Below are 17,796 nucleotides of genomic sequence, written 5' to 3'. Positions count from 1 at the left end.
TATTTGTATGGCACATTCTTCATTAGCGGCAATATATAGTCGATAAAAAGTGCTCGCTAAAAAATCTTACATATTCGTTTGAAAGCCTTTCAAATAACTATGTTATAAGAATTCAGACAAGCAAATTTAATAATGCCAATAAAGGGAGGTATGACGATGACAAAAGATTTAATTGAAGTGCAAGTCAAAAACCAGTATGGCAAAATCCTGAATGTAAAAGCATTACTACGTGCTGGCGCTCAGCATAGTGATCCGTCCCAGCGTTTGGAACAGCAAGTCGAATATATTGTCGTGGATGATGAAATTATCCGGCCAACGATTGAACTGTTATTTGCCAGTGAGCAGACCGACTGTATCTATCGTGTTTTAGAACCTAAATAAGGATCCGGGATTCATTATGCTGCTTTGCGACCCTTAAAAAAAGATATAGCTCATCCAATGATGAACTTGATTTTGATATCTTAGTTCAGCTTCTTTATAAATAGTTTGATGCAGAATAAAAACTGATAAATTTAATTCAAAGAGATTGGATAAATTCCTATCATTTCTCAGTTTCTTAATTTTTTATGTTATATAGCATCAAGCTATCTACATAGATGATCTAAATGAACTTCTTCAAAAATACGCTCTGAGAAAAGCATTATTTCAGAAAACTTTTAATGTGACATTTACATCATAACGGTCAAACTCGTCCAGAATCTGATGAAGTGTTTGCTGTCCGAGTTCATCTGCAGGCCTAATATGTACTTCCTGATTGGTCGCGCTGTCAAAACATTCAATTGTTTGAATTAGCCAATGATGTTCGATTGAACTCTTTTGAATTAATACCCGTCGTGGCTGTAATGTGTCACTGATCTGGCGGGGCAGTACATAAGTAATCGCAAGTTGTATAGTGTCCAATTCTTCAGCTGGACTCAAAAAAGTGATTACCCAATTGCCCACTTTACTGAGCTGCATGGGATTATCAAAGGCATCGAATTCAAGATAATGTTGCATGGGAAGAAAGAGTATTAATTTATATTATTTCCTATATGCACCTGTTTAGAGGTGTGTTCTATCACGCTAAAGTATAATAACAGTTAGGTGTGAGAAAGGATTAAATATTAAATTATTAAAAATCAATAAATTAATATTGATTTGTATCTATTTTTATTCTGAATAGCGATTAGTTAAGAGCTTTAAAGACTAAGGTAGCCATTTATAAAATATTTTATTTCACTTGCTGTGAATAAAATAAAACATGATTATTTAAAAATCCCTCTCCATATTTAGAGAGGGAAGAAAAGATTTCATTTATAGCGTAAGGATCGCCGTATTTTCCAATGCTTTGCGTAGATAAGGATCTAAGTCGTCCTGGCGAAGTAACCACTGAACATAGTCAGCAGGAAGATCGGCAATCGCAGTGCCACGGTGCTTACCAAAATTGATGGTCCGTGGAATACGCGCATCTTCAGATGCCTCATAGAGTTCTTCAATACTGCTGATTTTCAGGTGATGCACAATATGCATCAGGATATTTGCTGTCAAAATGATATCCATATCGGCGCGATGGGCTTTACGGATCATTTCTCGGGCGCGCTCGCTGCCTTTGGTAATCATATAGATTAATGCAGAGATATTATGTGCTTCAGCCTCTGGCCAAACACGGCGGGCGAGGGCAAGGGTACAAATTGCTTTAATATTCGATGAATCGACGCCACATTTTTCTAAGGCACGAATATCATAATCAATATTATGGCCAATGATATAAGTGGTTTCTTGCGGGAGTTCAAAGCTGCTGTAATGCGGTTGTCCTTCCAAATCGGACTGCAGAATATGATGTACGGCCATTGCGGCAAAGGAAATCGGTTCGTCGCATGAATAAAGTTGATCAAACAAGCGACTTTTATCCAGACTGATTTTATGGTCTATGATCTCTACAGGCGCATAGGCAATTTCAATGGGTTGACCATTCAAGGTATGGGTTTCAGTATCGAGAATGATAGCCTGCATGACGAGAATATGCCTGAAAAAAAGTGGATATCAAAATCTAACATTATTGTTTCGATCCTGACAATTGAAATGCCGGATTTCAACTTTAATTGCAGACTTTTTGACTGATATAGAATATTTGTAATCTACACTTATAAATAAAAGTTTTCAAAGTTTCTGTAAATATTTCCAAAACTTAAATTTATCGTGTTGGAATGGTCATAAATTAAATCGCTATTTATTAGAAAAATAACAAAATAATCTCTTGTATTTAATGAAATAACTTGGGAAATTATTGTCTAGTTTTATCAACTGATAAAGATAAAACTATAAAAATTATGAGAGATAATAATTAAGACAAGGATAAGATCGATGAAACGTCATGTATTGACTGGTTCTCTACTCGCGCTAAGCGTAGCTTTAACTGCCTGTAATGATAGCGATGATGATCGTTATTATGAATCCAAACCCGCTATTCCCGTAAATAATATTGACAATCCAGTCGTAACCACACCTGTAGCCTATACCAAAACAGATCTGACTGCTGTTGCCGATGAGAGCGTGGTCATGACCTATAAGATGTTAGGTATTAATAATAAGGAAACCCAAGCGACGGCACTGCTTTTCACTCCAAAAGGAACGCCTCCTGCAAAAGGTTGGCCGATAGTGGCATGGGCACATGGTACGACGGGTGTGGCCGATCAGTGTGCACCAAGTCGCAATGAAATAAATTCTTATATCAAAAATATGATTGCCGGATTCCTTCAAGCGGGATATGTGGTCGTTGCGCCTGATTATGAAGGTTTGGGTGAGCCGGGTGGAAAAGAACTTCATCCTTTCCTTAACCTTAAGAGTGAAGCTTATTCGATTACCGATGCTGTAGTCGCAGCAAAAGACTATTTAGGTTCGGATGCCTCTAATCAGTGGATGGCAGTCGGTCATTCTCAAGGTGGTCAAGCGGCTTTAGGCGCTGCCCAATATGCAGCACGTGCTTCTCAAATGACTTATAAAGGTACGGTAGCTTTAGCTCCTGCTTCTAATTTCAGTCTGATTCTGGCAGGTGGAGAGGCTCAAGCTGGACAAGAACCAGATCTGAATAAAAAGATTCAAACTCTAGCCTCTTTAGATACTTTTACCGCGCTGATCGTCGCGGGATTGCGTAATCCGAATCTAAATCTGCAATATATTCAGGTCTTTAAAACACCAACAGACGAGATTGCCAAGAATGCCGAAACAGATTGTTATGATGTATTAGGCAAGAAATTCGGTACGGCAATGGGAGCTTATGCCCAAACCAATGGGAATCTGGAAGAATATCCGCGTACTCAAGCTAATTTTATGAGTATTCCAGTAGTGAAGAATTTCTTGGATAAAGACTCTCAGCCTTTACAGGTTAAAGTGTCTACACCTGTGATTATTTATCAGGGAGAGGCGGATTCTACTGTTCCAAAGGCTGCAACAGATGTTTTAGTGAGCTTAGCGAATCAGAAACAAACCTCGGTACGATATATTACGGACGGTTCATGGGATCATGGTAGCGTCTATGCACTGAATATCGCTAATATTATTTCAGATGTAAAATCTCTAATGCCAATTCAATAACTTATTTTTATCTCTATAGCTCATGTTTTTTTAAGCATGAGCTATTTTTATTGCAAACTGAATAAAGTTCATGATCGAAATTGGCAAAGTTCATGTTACAATACGCGCCAATCTTAGCACGGCTTAAAAGCCCTAATTTAATAGGACCTCGCTAATGTTTGCCAATATCTCTATTGCTGAATTTGATCCAGAAATCGCTCAAGCAATCTCTAACGAAGATGCTCGCCAAGAAGCGCACATCGAGTTGATCGCTTCTGAAAACTATTGCTCACCAGCAGTAATGGAAGCTCAAGGATCAAAACTCACTAACAAATATGCAGAAGGCTACCCAGGCAAACGCTACTATGGCGGTTGTGAATATGTAGATGTCATTGAACAATTGGCAATTGACCGTGCTAAAGAATTATTTGGTGCTGATTATGCTAACGTTCAGCCACATGCTGGTTCTCAAGCAAACTCTGCAGTTTATTTAGCGCTGCTTAACCCAGGCGACACAGTATTGGGTATGAGCTTGGCTCACGGTGGTCACTTGACTCACGGTGCGAAAGTAAGCTTCTCAGGTAAAACTTATAATGCAATTCAATACGGTCTGAATCCAGAAACTGGTGAGATCGATTATGAAGAAGTTGAACGTCTAGCTGTAGAACACAAACCACGTATGATCGTAGCTGGTTTCTCTGCATACAGCCAAATCGTAGATTGGCAACGTTTCCGTGACATCGCGGATAAAGTTGGCGCTTACCTGTTTGTAGATATGGCTCACGTTGCTGGTCTGGTTGCTGCTGGCGTTTACCCAAGCCCAGTTCAAATTGCTGACGTAACAACAACGACTACTCATAAAACTCTTCGTGGTCCTCGTTCAGGTCTGATCCTGGCGAAAGCAAATGAAGAAATCGAGAAAAAACTTCAATCAGCTGTATTCCCAGGTAACCAAGGTGGTCCTCTGGTTCACGCGGTTGCTGCTAAAGCAATCTGCTTCAAAGAAGCAATGGCACCTGAATACAAAGCATACCAACAACAAGTGGTTAAGAATGCTCAAGCTATGGCTGAAGTTCTAATCGAACGCGGTTACGACGTTGTATCTGGCGGCACTAAAAACCACCTGTTCTTATTGTCTCTGATCAAACAAGACATCACTGGTAAAGATGCTGACGCTTGGTTAGGTGCTGCTCACATCACTGTGAACAAAAACTCTGTACCAAACGATCCACGTTCTCCATTCGTAACTTCAGGTATCCGTATCGGTACACCTGCTGTAACGACTCGTGGTTTTGGTGAATCAGAAGTTCGTGAACTTGCTGGTTGGATCGCTGACATCCTTGATGCTAAAGGCGATGAAGCTGTGATCGCTGCGGTTAAAGAAAAAGTTGCTGCTGTTTGTGCTAAATTCCCTGTTTACGCAAAATAAGCCTAACTTGAGAAAAGCCCCCTCAAGGGGGCTTTTTTATTGGGTGATATTTTTTCTGACTCATCTTCTGTTGCTCACTTTTATGACCAGTTAAAAGAGAAGATAGATCAAAGCTTAATCAATCCTATATAAAATACTCATCCTTTTATAAAACAAAGTTGAGAAATACAGATCCTATAAATCTGATTTCGAAAAGAGTATTGAGTTTTTCTAAAACTGGTTACATTCTTTGAAAAACAGCTTTATAAGTTGAGTTAAAACACAATTTTTTTAGCAGCTAAAAAAAGATTTTTTATATTTGAACTTAATTTAATCCGATTAACCACTTAGAACCTAGATTCATTCGCTTTTTAAAGACTATTCAATCATTCATTAAACAAGGTAGTAAGAATGGCTAAACCAAAAATTATTTTATCTGAACAGGATGTGGAGCGTCTCGAAACCATGCTTGAAAATCAGGACAAGCTCAGTGAGACCATGCTTCAACTGGAAGATGAACTGGCTCGTGCTGAAGTGGTCAAGCCAGAGGACATGCCAAGCAATGTGGTGACCATGCATGCGCGTGCATTGCTGACGATTGCACCATCAACGGAGCCTGTAGAAATTACTCTAGTCTACCCGCATGAGTTTAAAGGTGAAAAAGGGCAGGTGAATGTCGTAGCACCGATTGGAACTGCAATCTTGGGCCTGGCAGAAGGACAGACCATTGAATGGCCACAACCTGATGGTCAGTTGATGAAAGTCACGATTGAAAAAGTGCTGTATCAGCCGGAACGGGAAGGTGACTATCTATAATTTTTTAGCTAATTCGCTGATATAAAAAGGCCCCTATAATGGGGCTTTTTAATATCTATGTTTTAATGCTTTGTGAGTTTATCCAGATAACCCATAATAAATGCAGAAACCACAAAAGTCAGATGCATGATGATGTACCACATGATTTTGTCATTCTCGACGTTACGAGCATCCATAAAAATACGTAGTAAATGAATCGAAGAAATAGCTACGATGGAAGCCGCAACTTTGAGTTTAAGCGAATTGGCATCCATAGTGCCGAGCCAGTTCAGGCGGGTTTTATTTTTATCGATTTTGAGTTGTGAAACGAAATTTTCATAACCTGAAAACATCACCATCACAATAAGTCCACCCACCATGGTCATATCAACCAGGGATAGAATCACCAGGATCAGGTCAGCTTCAGTATATTTAAAGATATGCGGCAGGACATGAATTACTTCCTGAAAGAATTTTAAGGCCAGTAATAATAAAGCGAATGATAAACCAAAATAGACAGGTGCTAAGATCCAGCGTGCGGCATACATCGTATTATGAAAAAAAACGTTCCATTTTATTCTCAGGTTACCTACTTTATTGTTGATCTTGATCATAAATAATTCATGCTTAAAATTCGAGAATTATTTATGTTTTATAATGCCTTATAAATATTCTTAAGTGTAAAAAAGCTTAATTAAGACCATAAAATAACTTGGCATTTATTGTGCTTATTCTTATTTAGTTGGTTATTAGCCTATTTGAGGCCGATGGAAAAGATTCTAGAGAGAAACAGCAGGTTATAGTCAAAATAATTTGTACAAGAAATGACTGTATGCCAAACTTAATTCCAACAATATCTTCAACTTATATAAAGAAAATTCTATGGCTTGAAGCATTCCTTTGCAAAATGCTACATGTTATGTTGAATGAAAAGACGTACTATAAAAATCGAATTCACTGAGTTTAAAGGGTCATGTCACAGATAGATGTTTTGATTCCAATCCAAGACATTGCAGTAGAGCAGAGCGAGATTCTAAGTATCAAGCGCAACGAACTTGTGCCTTTACTCCACGATCAATACAAGCTGAATCATTATGCTGACCCACTTATTCAGGCGCAGTCCGTACTATTAAATGGGGTAGATCCGCATCTGACCCAACAACTGAGCCAGACGATTGAACAGCTGATTCAGATGTTGGCTCAATCAAAAAAATATCTGAAAAAACGTAAATTTAATGCCTTACAGAAATGGCTGGGTATTGATCTGGATTATGGCTCAAGACAGGTTGAATACTATAAAAAGCTGGACTATTTACTGGATCAGGCAGATCACCTTAGCCGTAAGTTGCAAATTGAAATTCAGAAATCTCAATCTCGATTCCAGCAGCTGATCGGTTTACGTGAGCAAATGGCCAAGCATATTGTGGCAGCAGAAGAATTTTTATCTGAATATCCGCAGTTTGTCAGGAATCAGCATCCACTGGATAATTTTTCTGAGCGGCTTTCGAAAAAGGTGCATACCCTAAGAACCTTGCAAAGCAGTAATGACATCGCCATTACTCAGATGCAATTGTCCCAGCAACTGTCTTATAGCCTGCTGGATCGATTTAAAGAAGCGCAACAGGTGCTGATTCCGGCCTGGCAATATCATGTCAAACAAAGCCAGACGAAACACTCGACAAGTGATCTGGAAAAACTCGATAATAGCCGGGACAATCTGATTAAAACGTTAAAAAAGTCACTCGAGAAACCCTCGAATACATAACAATATAAGGTGAAACATGACCAAATCTGATGTAGTAAATTTACCTGTCGAAAGCTCAACTGAACTGACTGAACAGAAGTTTCAGCAAATGGATCTCAAAGAGCTGGGCTTGCAGCCTGCCGATTTTCAGGGGGTCTTGGCAGCACGTAAAGAACTGCAGAATATGAGTCATAATAGTGTGGCCGAATATGGCAAAAATATAGCCACCAAAACTTCAAGCTATACCGATGAATTGCTGAATCTGGTGCAGAACAAAGATCTGGATGCAACCGGTCAAAAGCTGAATCAGGTGGTGCAGGTGGCACAGCAACTGAATACCAGCAGTATCTTGAACAAGAAAAAAAGTTCAGGATTTCTGGGCAATATCATCAGCAAGTTTAAAGGGGTTAAAGATAACTTTGACTCGCATTTCAATACCACCAAAGAACAGATTGATGTGCTGGTCAAGGAAATTGAAACATCGCAATCCGGATTAAAAGCCCGCGTTGATACGCTGGATAAAATGTTCGATGGGGTGCAGGAAGAATATAAACAGCTGGGTATTCATATTGCAGCTGGACGTTTACGTGAACAGGAATTACAGCAGGAAATTGCTGCGCTCACAGCTTTGCCACAAGATCAGAGCACCACGCAAAAAATCTATGACCTAAATCATCTGGCCAATAATCTGGAAAAACGCATCAGTGATTTACAGGTATTGCAGCAATCTGCGATGCAGACTTTGCCTATGATCCGGATTATTCAGTCCAATAACCTGATGCTGGTGGATAAATTCTATGCCATTAAAAATATCACATTGCCAGCATGGAAAAACCAGATCAGTCTGGCCATTTCACTGAATGAACAGAAGAACAGCGTACAGCTGGCCAATACCATTGATGATGCGACCAATGAGCTTTTACGCCGTAATGCAGATTTATTGCATCAAAACTCGGTCGATACGGCAAAAGCCAACCAGCGTTCTGTTATTGATATTGAAACGCTTGAACATGTGCAAAATACCCTCATTAAAACTGTTAATGATGTGATTCAGATCCAGAAAGAAGGTGTACAGAAACGTACTGAAGCAACGCTACGTTTAAGAGCCTTACAAGATAATCTGAATCATTTGGTGATTGAATCAAGTACCAGTGGATCTAAACCCAACTAAATGCAGTAGGGCCAAGATCTAAAAAAAGGAGTAGAGATTGCCGCCCTTAGATGAATATGCTGTAAATCCTCAGGAAATCAAGCAAGGGGTCGTCGCACTCAAAAAGCGTCAACGTAATTTGATGCTTTTGGGACTGACCACCTCTACGGTCTGTATTGCATCCGTGATAGGCCTGTTCTTTCAGCAGGAAATGGTTTATGGCTTTTTTGGCCTGAGTACTCAGCTTCAACAGCTGCATTTGCCAGTCAGTGTCGATACTAATCTGGCCAGTATTGGGGATAGTCCGGATTATTTCTTTGCTCTATTAAGCTGGTTTGGCTGGCTGATTCTGAAAATCTTTTCCTCTTTTATTGGTGCATTTTTTCTGGTTGGATTGCTGAAGAAGTTTCGCTTCTTCTATGTGCGCTTTCAGTCTTTCATATTGAAGTTTGTAGGCTGGCTGATTTCCTTTATCGTGATCTGGTCAGGACTGACTTATTGGCAATATGACCTGAGAAATGACCGTGAAGACGCTTATCAGCAAGTGGTCTATTACGATAGTAATATCAATGATAGTGAAGTGGCTCGTTATCTGGTTGATTCCGATATTGCTTCACCGGTGAAATCTTATTTACTTGCCCAAACTGCACTCTTGCATAAGCCTGTGGATCTATCCGCAGCCAGACCTTATGTCGCACAAGTAGTTGAAGCAGAGCGGCAGGATAACAAGTTTGAACAATACGGATTTAAACCGGAACAGATCTGGACCATGCAGCAACAGATCTATGGCAAAAGTCTAACGCCTGTGGCACAAAGTGTAGATCGTCAAGCCCAGCAAGCCGAACAAGTCAGCAAGATTACCAATGTCATCATTATTGGTATTGCCATCTTATTTGCCTTGCTTAGCTTAATCATATTTGTACTAGCTAATTCAATTAAGGGGCGTTCGCTACGTATTGAACAGCGAATCTTCTAAACTTAAAAATGCTCCTTTAAAAGGAGCATTTTTATTTTCCAATCTATATTCGGTTTCTTTGGGATAAAAGGCATAAATTCTAGCGATAATAAAAAATAAAATGAGGAGATGGTTTTTAATCTATAAAAACGATCATTAAGATAAAAACAAACTGTTTTACCTATTTTTGTTATTCACTTAATATAGCTTCATCGAATAAATATTTACTCCTTTGGAGACGTTAGCAATGTTAGATCAAAATACTTCAGCTCAATTAAAAACACTACTTGAACGTTTGGAAGGCCCGATTGAATTAGTGGCAACTCTGGATGGCTCTGACAAATCAGCCAAAATCAAAGAACTGGTTGAGGAAATCGCGCAACTTTCTGATTTAGTCACTGCGCGTTTTGATGGTACCAACAAACGTGCACCAAGCTTTGGTGTGGCAAAAGCCGGTGAACAGCCTCGTGTGTTCTTTGCAGGCTTGCCGATGGGCCATGAGTTTACTTCCCTGATTCTGGCATTGCTGCAAACTTCAGGCTATGCACCAAAAGTCTCTGCGGAAGTTCTGGAATCGATTAAAGGCTTAGGGATCAAATCTGACTTTGATGTATTTGTCTCACTCAGCTGTCATAACTGTCCGGATGTTGTTCAGGCATTGAACCTGATTGCTATCTATAACCCGGGTACAACAGCCACCATGATTGATGGGGCTTTCTTCCAGGACGAAGTGGAAGAACGCAAAATCATGGCCGTACCAATGGTCTTCCAGGACAATGAACATATCGGTCAGGGTCGTATGACTTTAGAAGAAATCATTGCCAAATTGGATACCAATGCCGCAGCCAAAGATGCTGAAAAACTCAATGCCAAAGATGCATTTGATGTGTTGGTGATTGGTGGTGGACCTGCAGGGAATACTGCAGCGATCTATGCAGCACGTAAAGGCATCAAAACTGGGATCGTGGCTGAACGCATGGGCGGTCAGGTCATGGATACCATGGACATTGAAAACTATACGTCAGTGCAAAAAACCCAAGGTCCAAAATTTGCGGCTGAAATGGAAGCACACGTGCGTGAATACGGTGTTGATATCATGAACCTGCAACGTGTCTCTGACATTAAAGGTGCAGATCGCACAGCCAATGGTCTGGTAGAAGTGACTTTAGAAAATGGTGCGAAACTTGAATCTAAAACTGTGATTTTATCTACCGGTGCACGCTGGAGAGAGATGAATGTTCCAGGTGAACAGGAATACAAAACTCGTGGCGTGGCTTACTGCCCACACTGTGATGGTCCTTTGTTCAAAGGCAAACGTGTGGCAGTGATTGGTGGCGGTAACTCGGGTGTAGAAGCTGCGATTGACCTTGCGGGTATTGTTGAGCATGTAACCTTGGTTGAATTTGATACCAAACTTCGTGCGGATCAGGTATTGCAGGACAAACTGAACAGCTTGCCAAATACGACTGTGATCAAAAATGCACTTTCTACCGAAGTGATCGGTGATGGTTCACAAGTCACAGCGTTGAAATACAAAGACCGTGCAACTGATGAAGAGCACACTGTTGAATTGGCAGGTATCTTCGTTCAGATCGGTTTGTTGCCGAACACTGACTTCCTGAAAGGAACCGATGTTGAGCTAACTAACCGTGGTGAGATTGTGATTAACGAGCGCAATGAAACCAATGTCAAAGGTGTGTTTGCTGCAGGTGACTGTACCACTGTTCCTTACAAACAGATCATCATCGCGACTGGTGAAGGTGCCAAAGCATCATTATCTGCCTTTGATTACATCATTCGCTCTGGTCAGTAAAAAAAAGAGCACCTGGAATCCCCACATTCCAGGTGCTTAATCTCAAACACCTATTATTATTTTTGCTTTATAGGAACTCAGGATGCTAACACCCGGGTTCCTTTTTTTAGTTATTGTTAGATCAGCCAAAAGCGTCCCCAATCGCTTTTAGCTGTTCCTTTCCTCTGGACAGTTTTTGTTTTCAACCCTTATTTTTATCTTTCCCCAAGGTTGTTCTTAGATGAAGTCATCAGACTTCATGCATCATTCAAGCTTTGAACAGATTCAAACCTTTAAATTTCTCCATTAACTGTTCTTGCGTTTCCCGATGCTCGGGATGCGGCACAATGCATTCAATCGGACAGACGGCAATACAGGTTTGATGATCATAGAAACCCACACACTCGGTACAACGATTGACATCAATTTCATAAAACTTCTCGCCCTCATAGATTGCTTCATTTGGGCATTCCGGTAAGCACATATCACAGTTGATACATTTATCGGTAATCAAGAGCGCCATTTTTTAACTCGCCTGATAAGCCAATGAAGAGGCTGAAATGTCTACAGATGATGATGGCAGATTACGGATCAGCAGGGCATACTGCATATCGACATCTGCTGGTATTGGAATTTCAACGATATGACCTGAACCTTTAGCATCTTCAATCAGATTACCTTGACGGTCTTTGATCTCAGTTAAGGTAAAAGTGATGTTGCCTTTACTGGTCATCAGCTCTAGTGAATCACCAACGACAAAACGGTTTTTCACATCAATCTTGATATAGTCACCATTACGCTCTAATACTTCCCCACAGAACTGCTGATGATCGAAACTCGATGAACCATTTTCATAGTTTTGATATTCACTATGTACATGACGGCGTAGGAAGCCTTCGGTATAACCACGATTCGCCAGACCTTCTAATTGAGTCATCAATGAAGGGTCGAATGGCTTACCAGCAAGCGCATCATCAATGGCTTTACGGTAAATCTGCGCAGTACGCGCACAATAGAAATAAGATTTGGTCCGACCTTCAATTTTCAGAGAGTGTACGCCAATCTTGGTCAGGCGTTCCACATGCTGTACAGCACGCAGGTCTTTGGAATTCATAAAATAAGTGCCGTGCTCATCTTCTTCAGCAGCAAACATATCTTCGTCATTACGTTGCAATAACACGGGTTCATCAAACTGGTGTTGAGCGATTTTATGGCTTTCATCCATATCTTTTGAACAACAGCCAGAATCAATATTTTTAACCGGGATCACATCGCCCGTTTCATCTTCTTTAGCTTCAAGTACCTTGTATTCCCAGCGGCAAGCATTGGTACAGGCACCCTGATTGGCATCGCGTTTGTTCATGTAGCCAGATAGCATGCAACGACCAGAATAGGCCATGCACAACGCACCATGTACGAACACTTCGATTTCGATATCTGGAACTTGCTGTTTGATTTCTTCGATTTCTTCGATGGACAGTTCACGTGACAAAATTACGCGAGTAAGTCCCATATTCTTCCAGAACTTTACAGTTGCCCAGTTCACAGCATTGGCCTGTACAGACAGGTGAATGTCCATGTGCGGGAAATGCTCACGCACCAGCATGATCAGACCAGGATCGGACATGATCAGCGCATCTGGCTGCATTGCCACGACTGGTTCAAGGTCACGGATAAAATTTTTCAGTTTGGAGTTATGCGGCTGAATATTAACGACCACATAGAACTTTTTGCCAAGCGCGTGAGCTTCTTTGATGCCAATCGCCAGATTGTCATGGTCAAATTCATTATTACGAACACGCAAGCTATAACGCGGCTGGCCGGCATAGACTGCATCTGCACCATAAGCAAAGGCATAGCGCATATTTTTCAGTGAGCCAGCAGGTGAGAGAAGTTCGGTAACGTGAGAAATGCTCATGATGAAATCGAAAGACATATAAAAAGTACGTCTTTATTCTAGTCATCTAAAATCAGGATTCAACCTAGTAAATAACTCGGAATTGGCATAATTTAACTCAATTTCAAGTTAAAAGATAAACAGTAAACGGTTTAAAATATCCATAAATATTTCAGCTATTTTCAATAGATTCCAGTGTTTTTAAAATCTGGCAATGATTAATCGTGGTTGGGGTATTACAGCTTTCGCGAAGCGCCATTAACTGCTGTTTAAATAATTGTAATTCTTTAATTTTATTTGAAATATCTATAAGGTGCTGATCAATCATCTGGTTAACTTCACAGCAATCCTGTTCAGGATTCTGTTCCAGCTGAATCAGGTATTCAATTTCTTTTAAAGACATGCCTAAAGCACGACAGCGTTTGATAAAAATCAAGCGTTTTAAGGCCTCGTCGCCATAATAACGATACTGGTTACTTGCTCGAAAATTCGGCTGAATCAAACCTCTTTTCTCATAAAATCGAATGGTATCAGTGCTTAAATCAGTTTTCTTGGCTATATCAGAAATCAAATAATGTGACATAAATACCTCAGGCTTGACCTTGGAGTGACTCCATAGTTTCTAATGACTTTATCGCATTCAGGATAAAAAATCATCGGAGAATAATATGGCCTGTACTTGTAGTCATGAACCCGCGCCGCCCAAATCTAATAGCAAATTTAGAACAGCTTTATGGATTGCATTATTGATTAACCTGACCTTATTTGGTGTGGAGCTAATCGGCGGTGCTTATGCACATTCATCGGCCTTATGGGCAGATGCGTTAGATTTCTTTGGTGATGCTGTGAATTATGGTATTTCTCTGGCGGTGATTGGTGCAAGTCTGTATTGGCGTGCAACAGTTGCTCTGATTAAAGGATTGACCATGGCAGTATTTGGTCTGGTCGTCATTGGCAAAGTAATTTATGCCTTTATGCAAGGTATTCCACCTGAAGCCATTACGATGGGGATCATCGGGGTATTGGCCTTAATCGCAAACGTTGTCACAGCCATAATTTTATATGCTTTCCGGGATGGCGATGCCAATATGAAATCAGTCTGGTTGTGCAGCCGTAATGATGCAATCGGCAATGTGGCCGTCATTTTTGCAGCAGTGGGAGTCTTTGGCACTGGCAGTCTATGGCCAGATGTTATTGTGGCATTCATTATGGCAAGTCTAGGCTTAAGCGCTGGATATCATGTGGTGAAACAGGCTCTAGCTGAACGAGTATTGAAGCATGAGTCAGCCTGATCCTTAATATTAAATTTAATTATGAAAAAGCTGCTGATCAGGCAGCTTTTTATTAGCCTTAAGTCTAAAAAATAGATGAAAAATAAAGCTTTACAAATGCGATAAATTTAGGAAGAATCATGCGCGAAATTTAGAAAAGATTCATATAACTAAACAATTTAAATTTTTTAGTGTTTTTGAGGGGGAGCAATGAGCTTCATAAAACTACTTTCACTTTCAACTATTATACTGATGACTGGGTGTAGTTCTATGGTCGTCACTTATGATGCATCGGGTCAGGTGATTGGATCATGTAAAGCTACACGTGGTCTACTTTCAACTGCTAGTGCTCATTGTAATGGATCAGGCAATGCAATTGGCGTGAACTACAATACGGTGGATGCCAAGACAGGTTTATTGCCAGTACCACCAAGTCAAAATCAGATTCATTTAGCACCATAAATCTTAGAGGGGAATATCATGAAATTATCAACACTTATTGCATTAGCAGCGACTATTGTACTAACTGGTTGTGCATCAACAGTGACTACATTTGACTCACATGGCCGTATGATTGGTTCATGCAAAGCAGAAAGCGGTTTTATTATCGGTGGTGGTGCAGGCTGTTCAGGTTCTGCAAACCAGGAAGGTCGCGATCGTTAATTTTTAATGATGATTGCAATAAAAAAACCGAAGCCTAAGCTTCGGTTTTTTCTTTATCCATCAAAAAATTATTTTTGATCAGGTAAAGCAAAGGCAATAATATAGTCGCCAACATCTTTAGAATGGCTTGCACCACCTGCAGAAATCACAACATATTGTTTGCCAGTTTTTGGAGATTTATAAATCAGCGGTGCAGCAACAGCAGCAACAGGAAGCTCAGCTTTCCACACTTCTTTACCAGTTTTTGAATCCAGCGCACGTAGGTAATAATCCTGAGTACCTGCGAAGAACACCAGACCAGAAGCGGTTGAAGTAGGACCACCTAATGTCGGCATACCTAAAGGAATTGGCATATGGGTTTTCACACCTAATGGACCCAATTCTTTGGCTGTACCCATTGGTACTTCCCAAACGACTTTTTTAGATTTTAAGTCGATGGCAGTCATCGTACCAAATGGTGGTTTATTACAAGGTACACCCAATTTAGATTGCATGATGTCGATTTTTACACCCGCATAAGGACCTGCCAATTGAGGACGTACTGTACCCATAAAGCCAGGGACTTCGTCAGTTGAGATATGGTATTTGTGCATATCTTCTTTACGAACCAATGACATACGAAGTGGCATACGCATATCGTTGACGTACATCATACCAGTCGATTCATCAATGGAGATACCACCCCAGTTGAAACCACCGAGTAAGCTAGGCCATTCGATATATGGTTTTTCACCTGGTGCAGTGTAAAGACCATTATAGACAGAGTCTTTAAAGTCAATACGACATGCCAATTGGTCAAAGGTTGAAATCCCCCACATATCTTGTTCAGTGAGCGTTTCATTACCAATTTGTGGCATACCCACAGAGAATGGTTGAGTTGGAGAAAGTTTTTCACCTTCAGCACCATTAGTGTCGACTGGACGTTCTTCAACTTTGGTAATAGGTTTACCAGTACGACGATCAAGGACAAAGATTTGACCCATTTTGGTGGTTTGGATTAACGCAGGTACTTTTTTACCATGATCATCAGTCATGTCATAAAGTACAGGTTGTGACGGTAAGTCATAATCCCAAACATCATGGTGAACTGTTTGATACGTCCAGACAGTTTTACCTGTTGATGCATTGACAGCCACAACGGCAGAACCAAATTTTTCTTTGGCTGCGTTACGGTCACCGCCCCAATAGTCAGGAGGACCATTACCTGTAGGTAAGTAAACCAAATTCAGGTCTTTGTCATAGGTTGGGATAGTCCACATGTTCGGTGTTTCTAAAGTAAAGCCTTTGCCATCTTTAGGTTCACCCACAAGTTCAGGATTACCAACATCCCACGCCCAAGCCAATTTACCAGTACGAACGTCATAAGCACGTACAACACCAGAAGGTTCGCCATGCACAATATCACGTACCCAACCGCCTAATACAGCAACATGGCCGGCAATGAGTGGGGTCGATGTTGGGTGGTAACGTTTACTTTGCTCAGTTGGGCCCATGTCATGTAGAACATCGACTTGACCATTAACACCGAACTCAGGACATAAGGCACCAGTTTTGGCATTTAACGCAATTAAACGACCATCAACCGTAGAAGTTAAAATACGTTGTGGACATGCTTTAATGCCTGGTGCTTGAAGGTCTGCTGCAGTTAAAGATTTATCTTTAGTGGCATCATAATAACCGACACCACGGCAGGTAATATGTTCTTCAGTTTTTGCTTTCGGATCATATTTCCAAAGTGCACGACCTGTATCACCATCAATCGCTGAAATAATGTTGGTTGGTGTACATGAGTACAATGTGCTGCCAATTTGAATTGGGGTATTTTCATCGACACCAGCAGAAGTATCACGACCTGTATGGTAAGTCCAAGCAACTTTCAGATCTTTAACATTTTCAGGGGTAATGTCGGTATATGGTGCAAAACGGGTACCATTACCATTACGACCGAAATATTCCCAGTTGTCTGGGTTTTCTGCATTCGGTTTAGCCAGTGCAGGGTCTTGTACGATATCAACAGGATTGAGGATTTTGCCATGTGGGAAGAACGCAGCAATCAGGGCTGCGACACAGGCAAAGAAACCGGCAAAGCCAACAAGATTGGCAGCTTTGATTTTTGCAGCATTGAGTGCTGGCAGGCTTTTGCTTGCCCACATGCTGAGGACAAACAGAATAGTTGGAACCACCAGACGTGGGATATATTGCCAGAAGCTCAAACCTTGAACTTCAGCAATAGACCAGAGGATGGTTGCAATAAAAGTAACAATAGAAAGCCAGAAACCAAAGGCTTTTTTCATCGCATATAAAATGGCGATTGCAACATAGGCAATCCCTGCAATGAGATAATAGCTTGTACCACCGAGGCTGAGTAATTTAGCGCCTTGAATGATCAAGTACAGCGCAACAAGTAAAGTCAGTACGACAACAAAATATCGATAGACTTTAGACCCTGTACGCTCGAGAGAGGAGGGTTGTTCAGTGCTCATACCTTGCCTATAAAAAAACGGCTTGGTTACATAAACGGTGAAACAGGAGAATGGGATCTAAATAGATCGAATTAAAAGTTTACAGA

At 40.7% G+C, this 17,796-nt stretch carries 18 protein-coding genes; 11 read left to right on the top strand and 7 right to left on the bottom strand.

The genetic code is table 11. The features are described 5' to 3' along the window. The first annotated feature begins 156 nt into the window (after window positions 1-156). Window positions 157-381, top strand: coding sequence for a hypothetical protein (locus O4M77_RS09510; RefSeq protein ID WP_159124508.1), 225 nt, complete (start codon window positions 157-159; stop codon window positions 379-381). A gap of 264 nt (window positions 382-645) precedes the next feature. Here O4M77_RS09510 and O4M77_RS09505 read toward each other — a convergent pair whose 3' ends face one another. Beyond that, the gene (locus O4M77_RS09505) at window positions 646-996 is read right to left on the bottom strand and encodes a hypothetical protein (RefSeq protein ID WP_323713396.1); all 351 of its coding nucleotides are present in this window, start codon (window positions 994-996) and stop codon (window positions 646-648) included. A 297-nt stretch (window positions 997-1,293) separates the two neighbouring features. Beyond that, window positions 1,294-1,992, bottom strand: coding sequence for a putative quorum-sensing-regulated virulence factor (locus O4M77_RS09500; protein ID WP_179993419.1), 699 nt, complete (start codon window positions 1,990-1,992; stop codon window positions 1,294-1,296). A 351-nt stretch (window positions 1,993-2,343) separates the two neighbouring features. Here O4M77_RS09500 and O4M77_RS09495 point away from each other — a divergent pair, with 351 nt between their 5' ends. The 3 genes from O4M77_RS09495 to rnk all read left to right on the top strand — a co-directional run bounded on the left by O4M77_RS09495 (window position 2,344) and on the right by rnk (window position 5,776). After that, window positions 2,344-3,573 (top strand): alpha/beta hydrolase, encoded by a 1,230-nt coding sequence (locus tag O4M77_RS09495; protein WP_323713395.1) that lies wholly within the window; start codon window positions 2,344-2,346, stop codon window positions 3,571-3,573. Window positions 3,574-3,727: 154 nt separating this feature from the next. Beyond that, window positions 3,728-4,981: a serine hydroxymethyltransferase gene (gene glyA / locus O4M77_RS09490; protein WP_004784306.1), complete on the top strand. Its 1,254-nt coding sequence runs from the start codon at window positions 3,728-3,730 to the stop codon at window positions 4,979-4,981. Between the two features lie 390 nt (window positions 4,982-5,371). Next, window positions 5,372-5,776 carry a nucleoside diphosphate kinase regulator gene (gene rnk, locus O4M77_RS09485; RefSeq protein ID WP_034171243.1) on the top strand — a complete coding sequence of 135 codons (405 nt, stop codon included), beginning with the start codon at window positions 5,372-5,374 and terminating at the stop codon, window positions 5,774-5,776. 62 nt (window positions 5,777-5,838) lie between these two features. Here the strand turns inward: rnk and O4M77_RS09480 are convergent, their stop codons facing one another. After that, entirely contained in the window at window positions 5,839-6,369 is a 531-nt protein-coding gene (locus tag O4M77_RS09480; RefSeq protein WP_323713394.1) for a TIGR00645 family protein, read from the bottom strand. Window positions 6,370-6,728: 359 nt separating this feature from the next. Between O4M77_RS09480 and O4M77_RS09475 the strand changes: the two genes are divergently transcribed. The 4 genes from O4M77_RS09475 (at window position 6,729) to ahpF (ending at window position 11,417) form a co-directional block, all read left to right on the top strand. Beyond that, window positions 6,729-7,520 (top strand): tellurium resistance protein, encoded by a 792-nt coding sequence (locus tag O4M77_RS09475; RefSeq protein ID WP_313661178.1) that lies wholly within the window; start codon window positions 6,729-6,731, stop codon window positions 7,518-7,520. 16 nt (window positions 7,521-7,536) lie between these two features. Continuing rightward, window positions 7,537-8,670, top strand: coding sequence for a toxic anion resistance protein (locus O4M77_RS09470; protein ID WP_323713393.1), 1,134 nt, complete (start codon window positions 7,537-7,539; stop codon window positions 8,668-8,670). A gap of 37 nt (window positions 8,671-8,707) precedes the next feature. After that, a complete protein-coding gene (locus O4M77_RS09465) occupies window positions 8,708-9,625 on the top strand; it encodes a hypothetical protein (protein ID WP_323713392.1) in 918 nt (305 codons plus the stop codon). 226 nt (window positions 9,626-9,851) lie between these two features. Further along, window positions 9,852-11,417, top strand: coding sequence for an alkyl hydroperoxide reductase subunit F (gene ahpF, locus O4M77_RS09460; protein WP_180068978.1), 1,566 nt, complete (start codon window positions 9,852-9,854; stop codon window positions 11,415-11,417). A 247-nt stretch (window positions 11,418-11,664) separates the two neighbouring features. On the opposite strand, the gene O4M77_RS09455 is transcribed toward ahpF, so the two are convergent. The 3 genes from O4M77_RS09455 to O4M77_RS09445 form a co-directional block, all read right to left on the bottom strand. Next, the gene (locus tag O4M77_RS09455) at window positions 11,665-11,919 is read right to left on the bottom strand and encodes a YfhL family 4Fe-4S dicluster ferredoxin (protein WP_159123203.1); all 255 of its coding nucleotides are present in this window, start codon (window positions 11,917-11,919) and stop codon (window positions 11,665-11,667) included. Window positions 11,920-11,922: 3 nt separating this feature from the next. Beyond that, complete coding sequence (yegQ, locus tag O4M77_RS09450) at window positions 11,923-13,314, bottom strand: tRNA 5-hydroxyuridine modification protein YegQ (RefSeq protein ID WP_416359227.1); 1,392 nt, start codon at window positions 13,312-13,314, stop codon at window positions 11,923-11,925. A gap of 151 nt (window positions 13,315-13,465) precedes the next feature. Next, entirely contained in the window at window positions 13,466-13,876 is a 411-nt protein-coding gene (locus O4M77_RS09445; protein WP_159123205.1) for a Cd(II)/Pb(II)-responsive transcriptional regulator, read from the bottom strand. 85 nt (window positions 13,877-13,961) lie between these two features. Between O4M77_RS09445 and O4M77_RS09440 the strand changes: the two genes are divergently transcribed. From O4M77_RS09440 to O4M77_RS09430, 3 genes are all read left to right on the top strand, one after another. Next, window positions 13,962-14,585, top strand: a complete 624-nt coding sequence (locus tag O4M77_RS09440) for a cation transporter (RefSeq protein WP_323713390.1) — start codon at window positions 13,962-13,964, stop codon at window positions 14,583-14,585. Between the two features lie 249 nt (window positions 14,586-14,834). Further along, window positions 14,835-15,026, top strand: a complete 192-nt coding sequence (locus O4M77_RS09435; RefSeq protein ID WP_227607384.1) for a hypothetical protein — start codon at window positions 14,835-14,837, stop codon at window positions 15,024-15,026. Window positions 15,027-15,044: 18 nt separating this feature from the next. Then, complete coding sequence (locus tag O4M77_RS09430; protein ID WP_166136002.1) at window positions 15,045-15,227, top strand: hypothetical protein; 183 nt, start codon at window positions 15,045-15,047, stop codon at window positions 15,225-15,227. A gap of 68 nt (window positions 15,228-15,295) precedes the next feature. Here O4M77_RS09430 and O4M77_RS09425 read toward each other — a convergent pair whose 3' ends face one another. Continuing rightward, window positions 15,296-17,710: a membrane-bound PQQ-dependent dehydrogenase, glucose/quinate/shikimate family gene (locus O4M77_RS09425; protein WP_159123208.1), complete on the bottom strand. Its 2,415-nt coding sequence runs from the start codon at window positions 17,708-17,710 to the stop codon at window positions 15,296-15,298. Between the last annotated feature and the right edge of the window lie 86 nt (window positions 17,711-17,796).

It is taken from the genome of Acinetobacter sp. YWS30-1 (genome assembly GCF_033558715.1).
Lineage (GTDB): Bacteria > Pseudomonadota > Gammaproteobacteria > Pseudomonadales > Moraxellaceae > Acinetobacter.
Note: the sequence above shows the minus strand (reverse complement) of the source record. Positions and strands in the feature narration are given on the sequence as shown.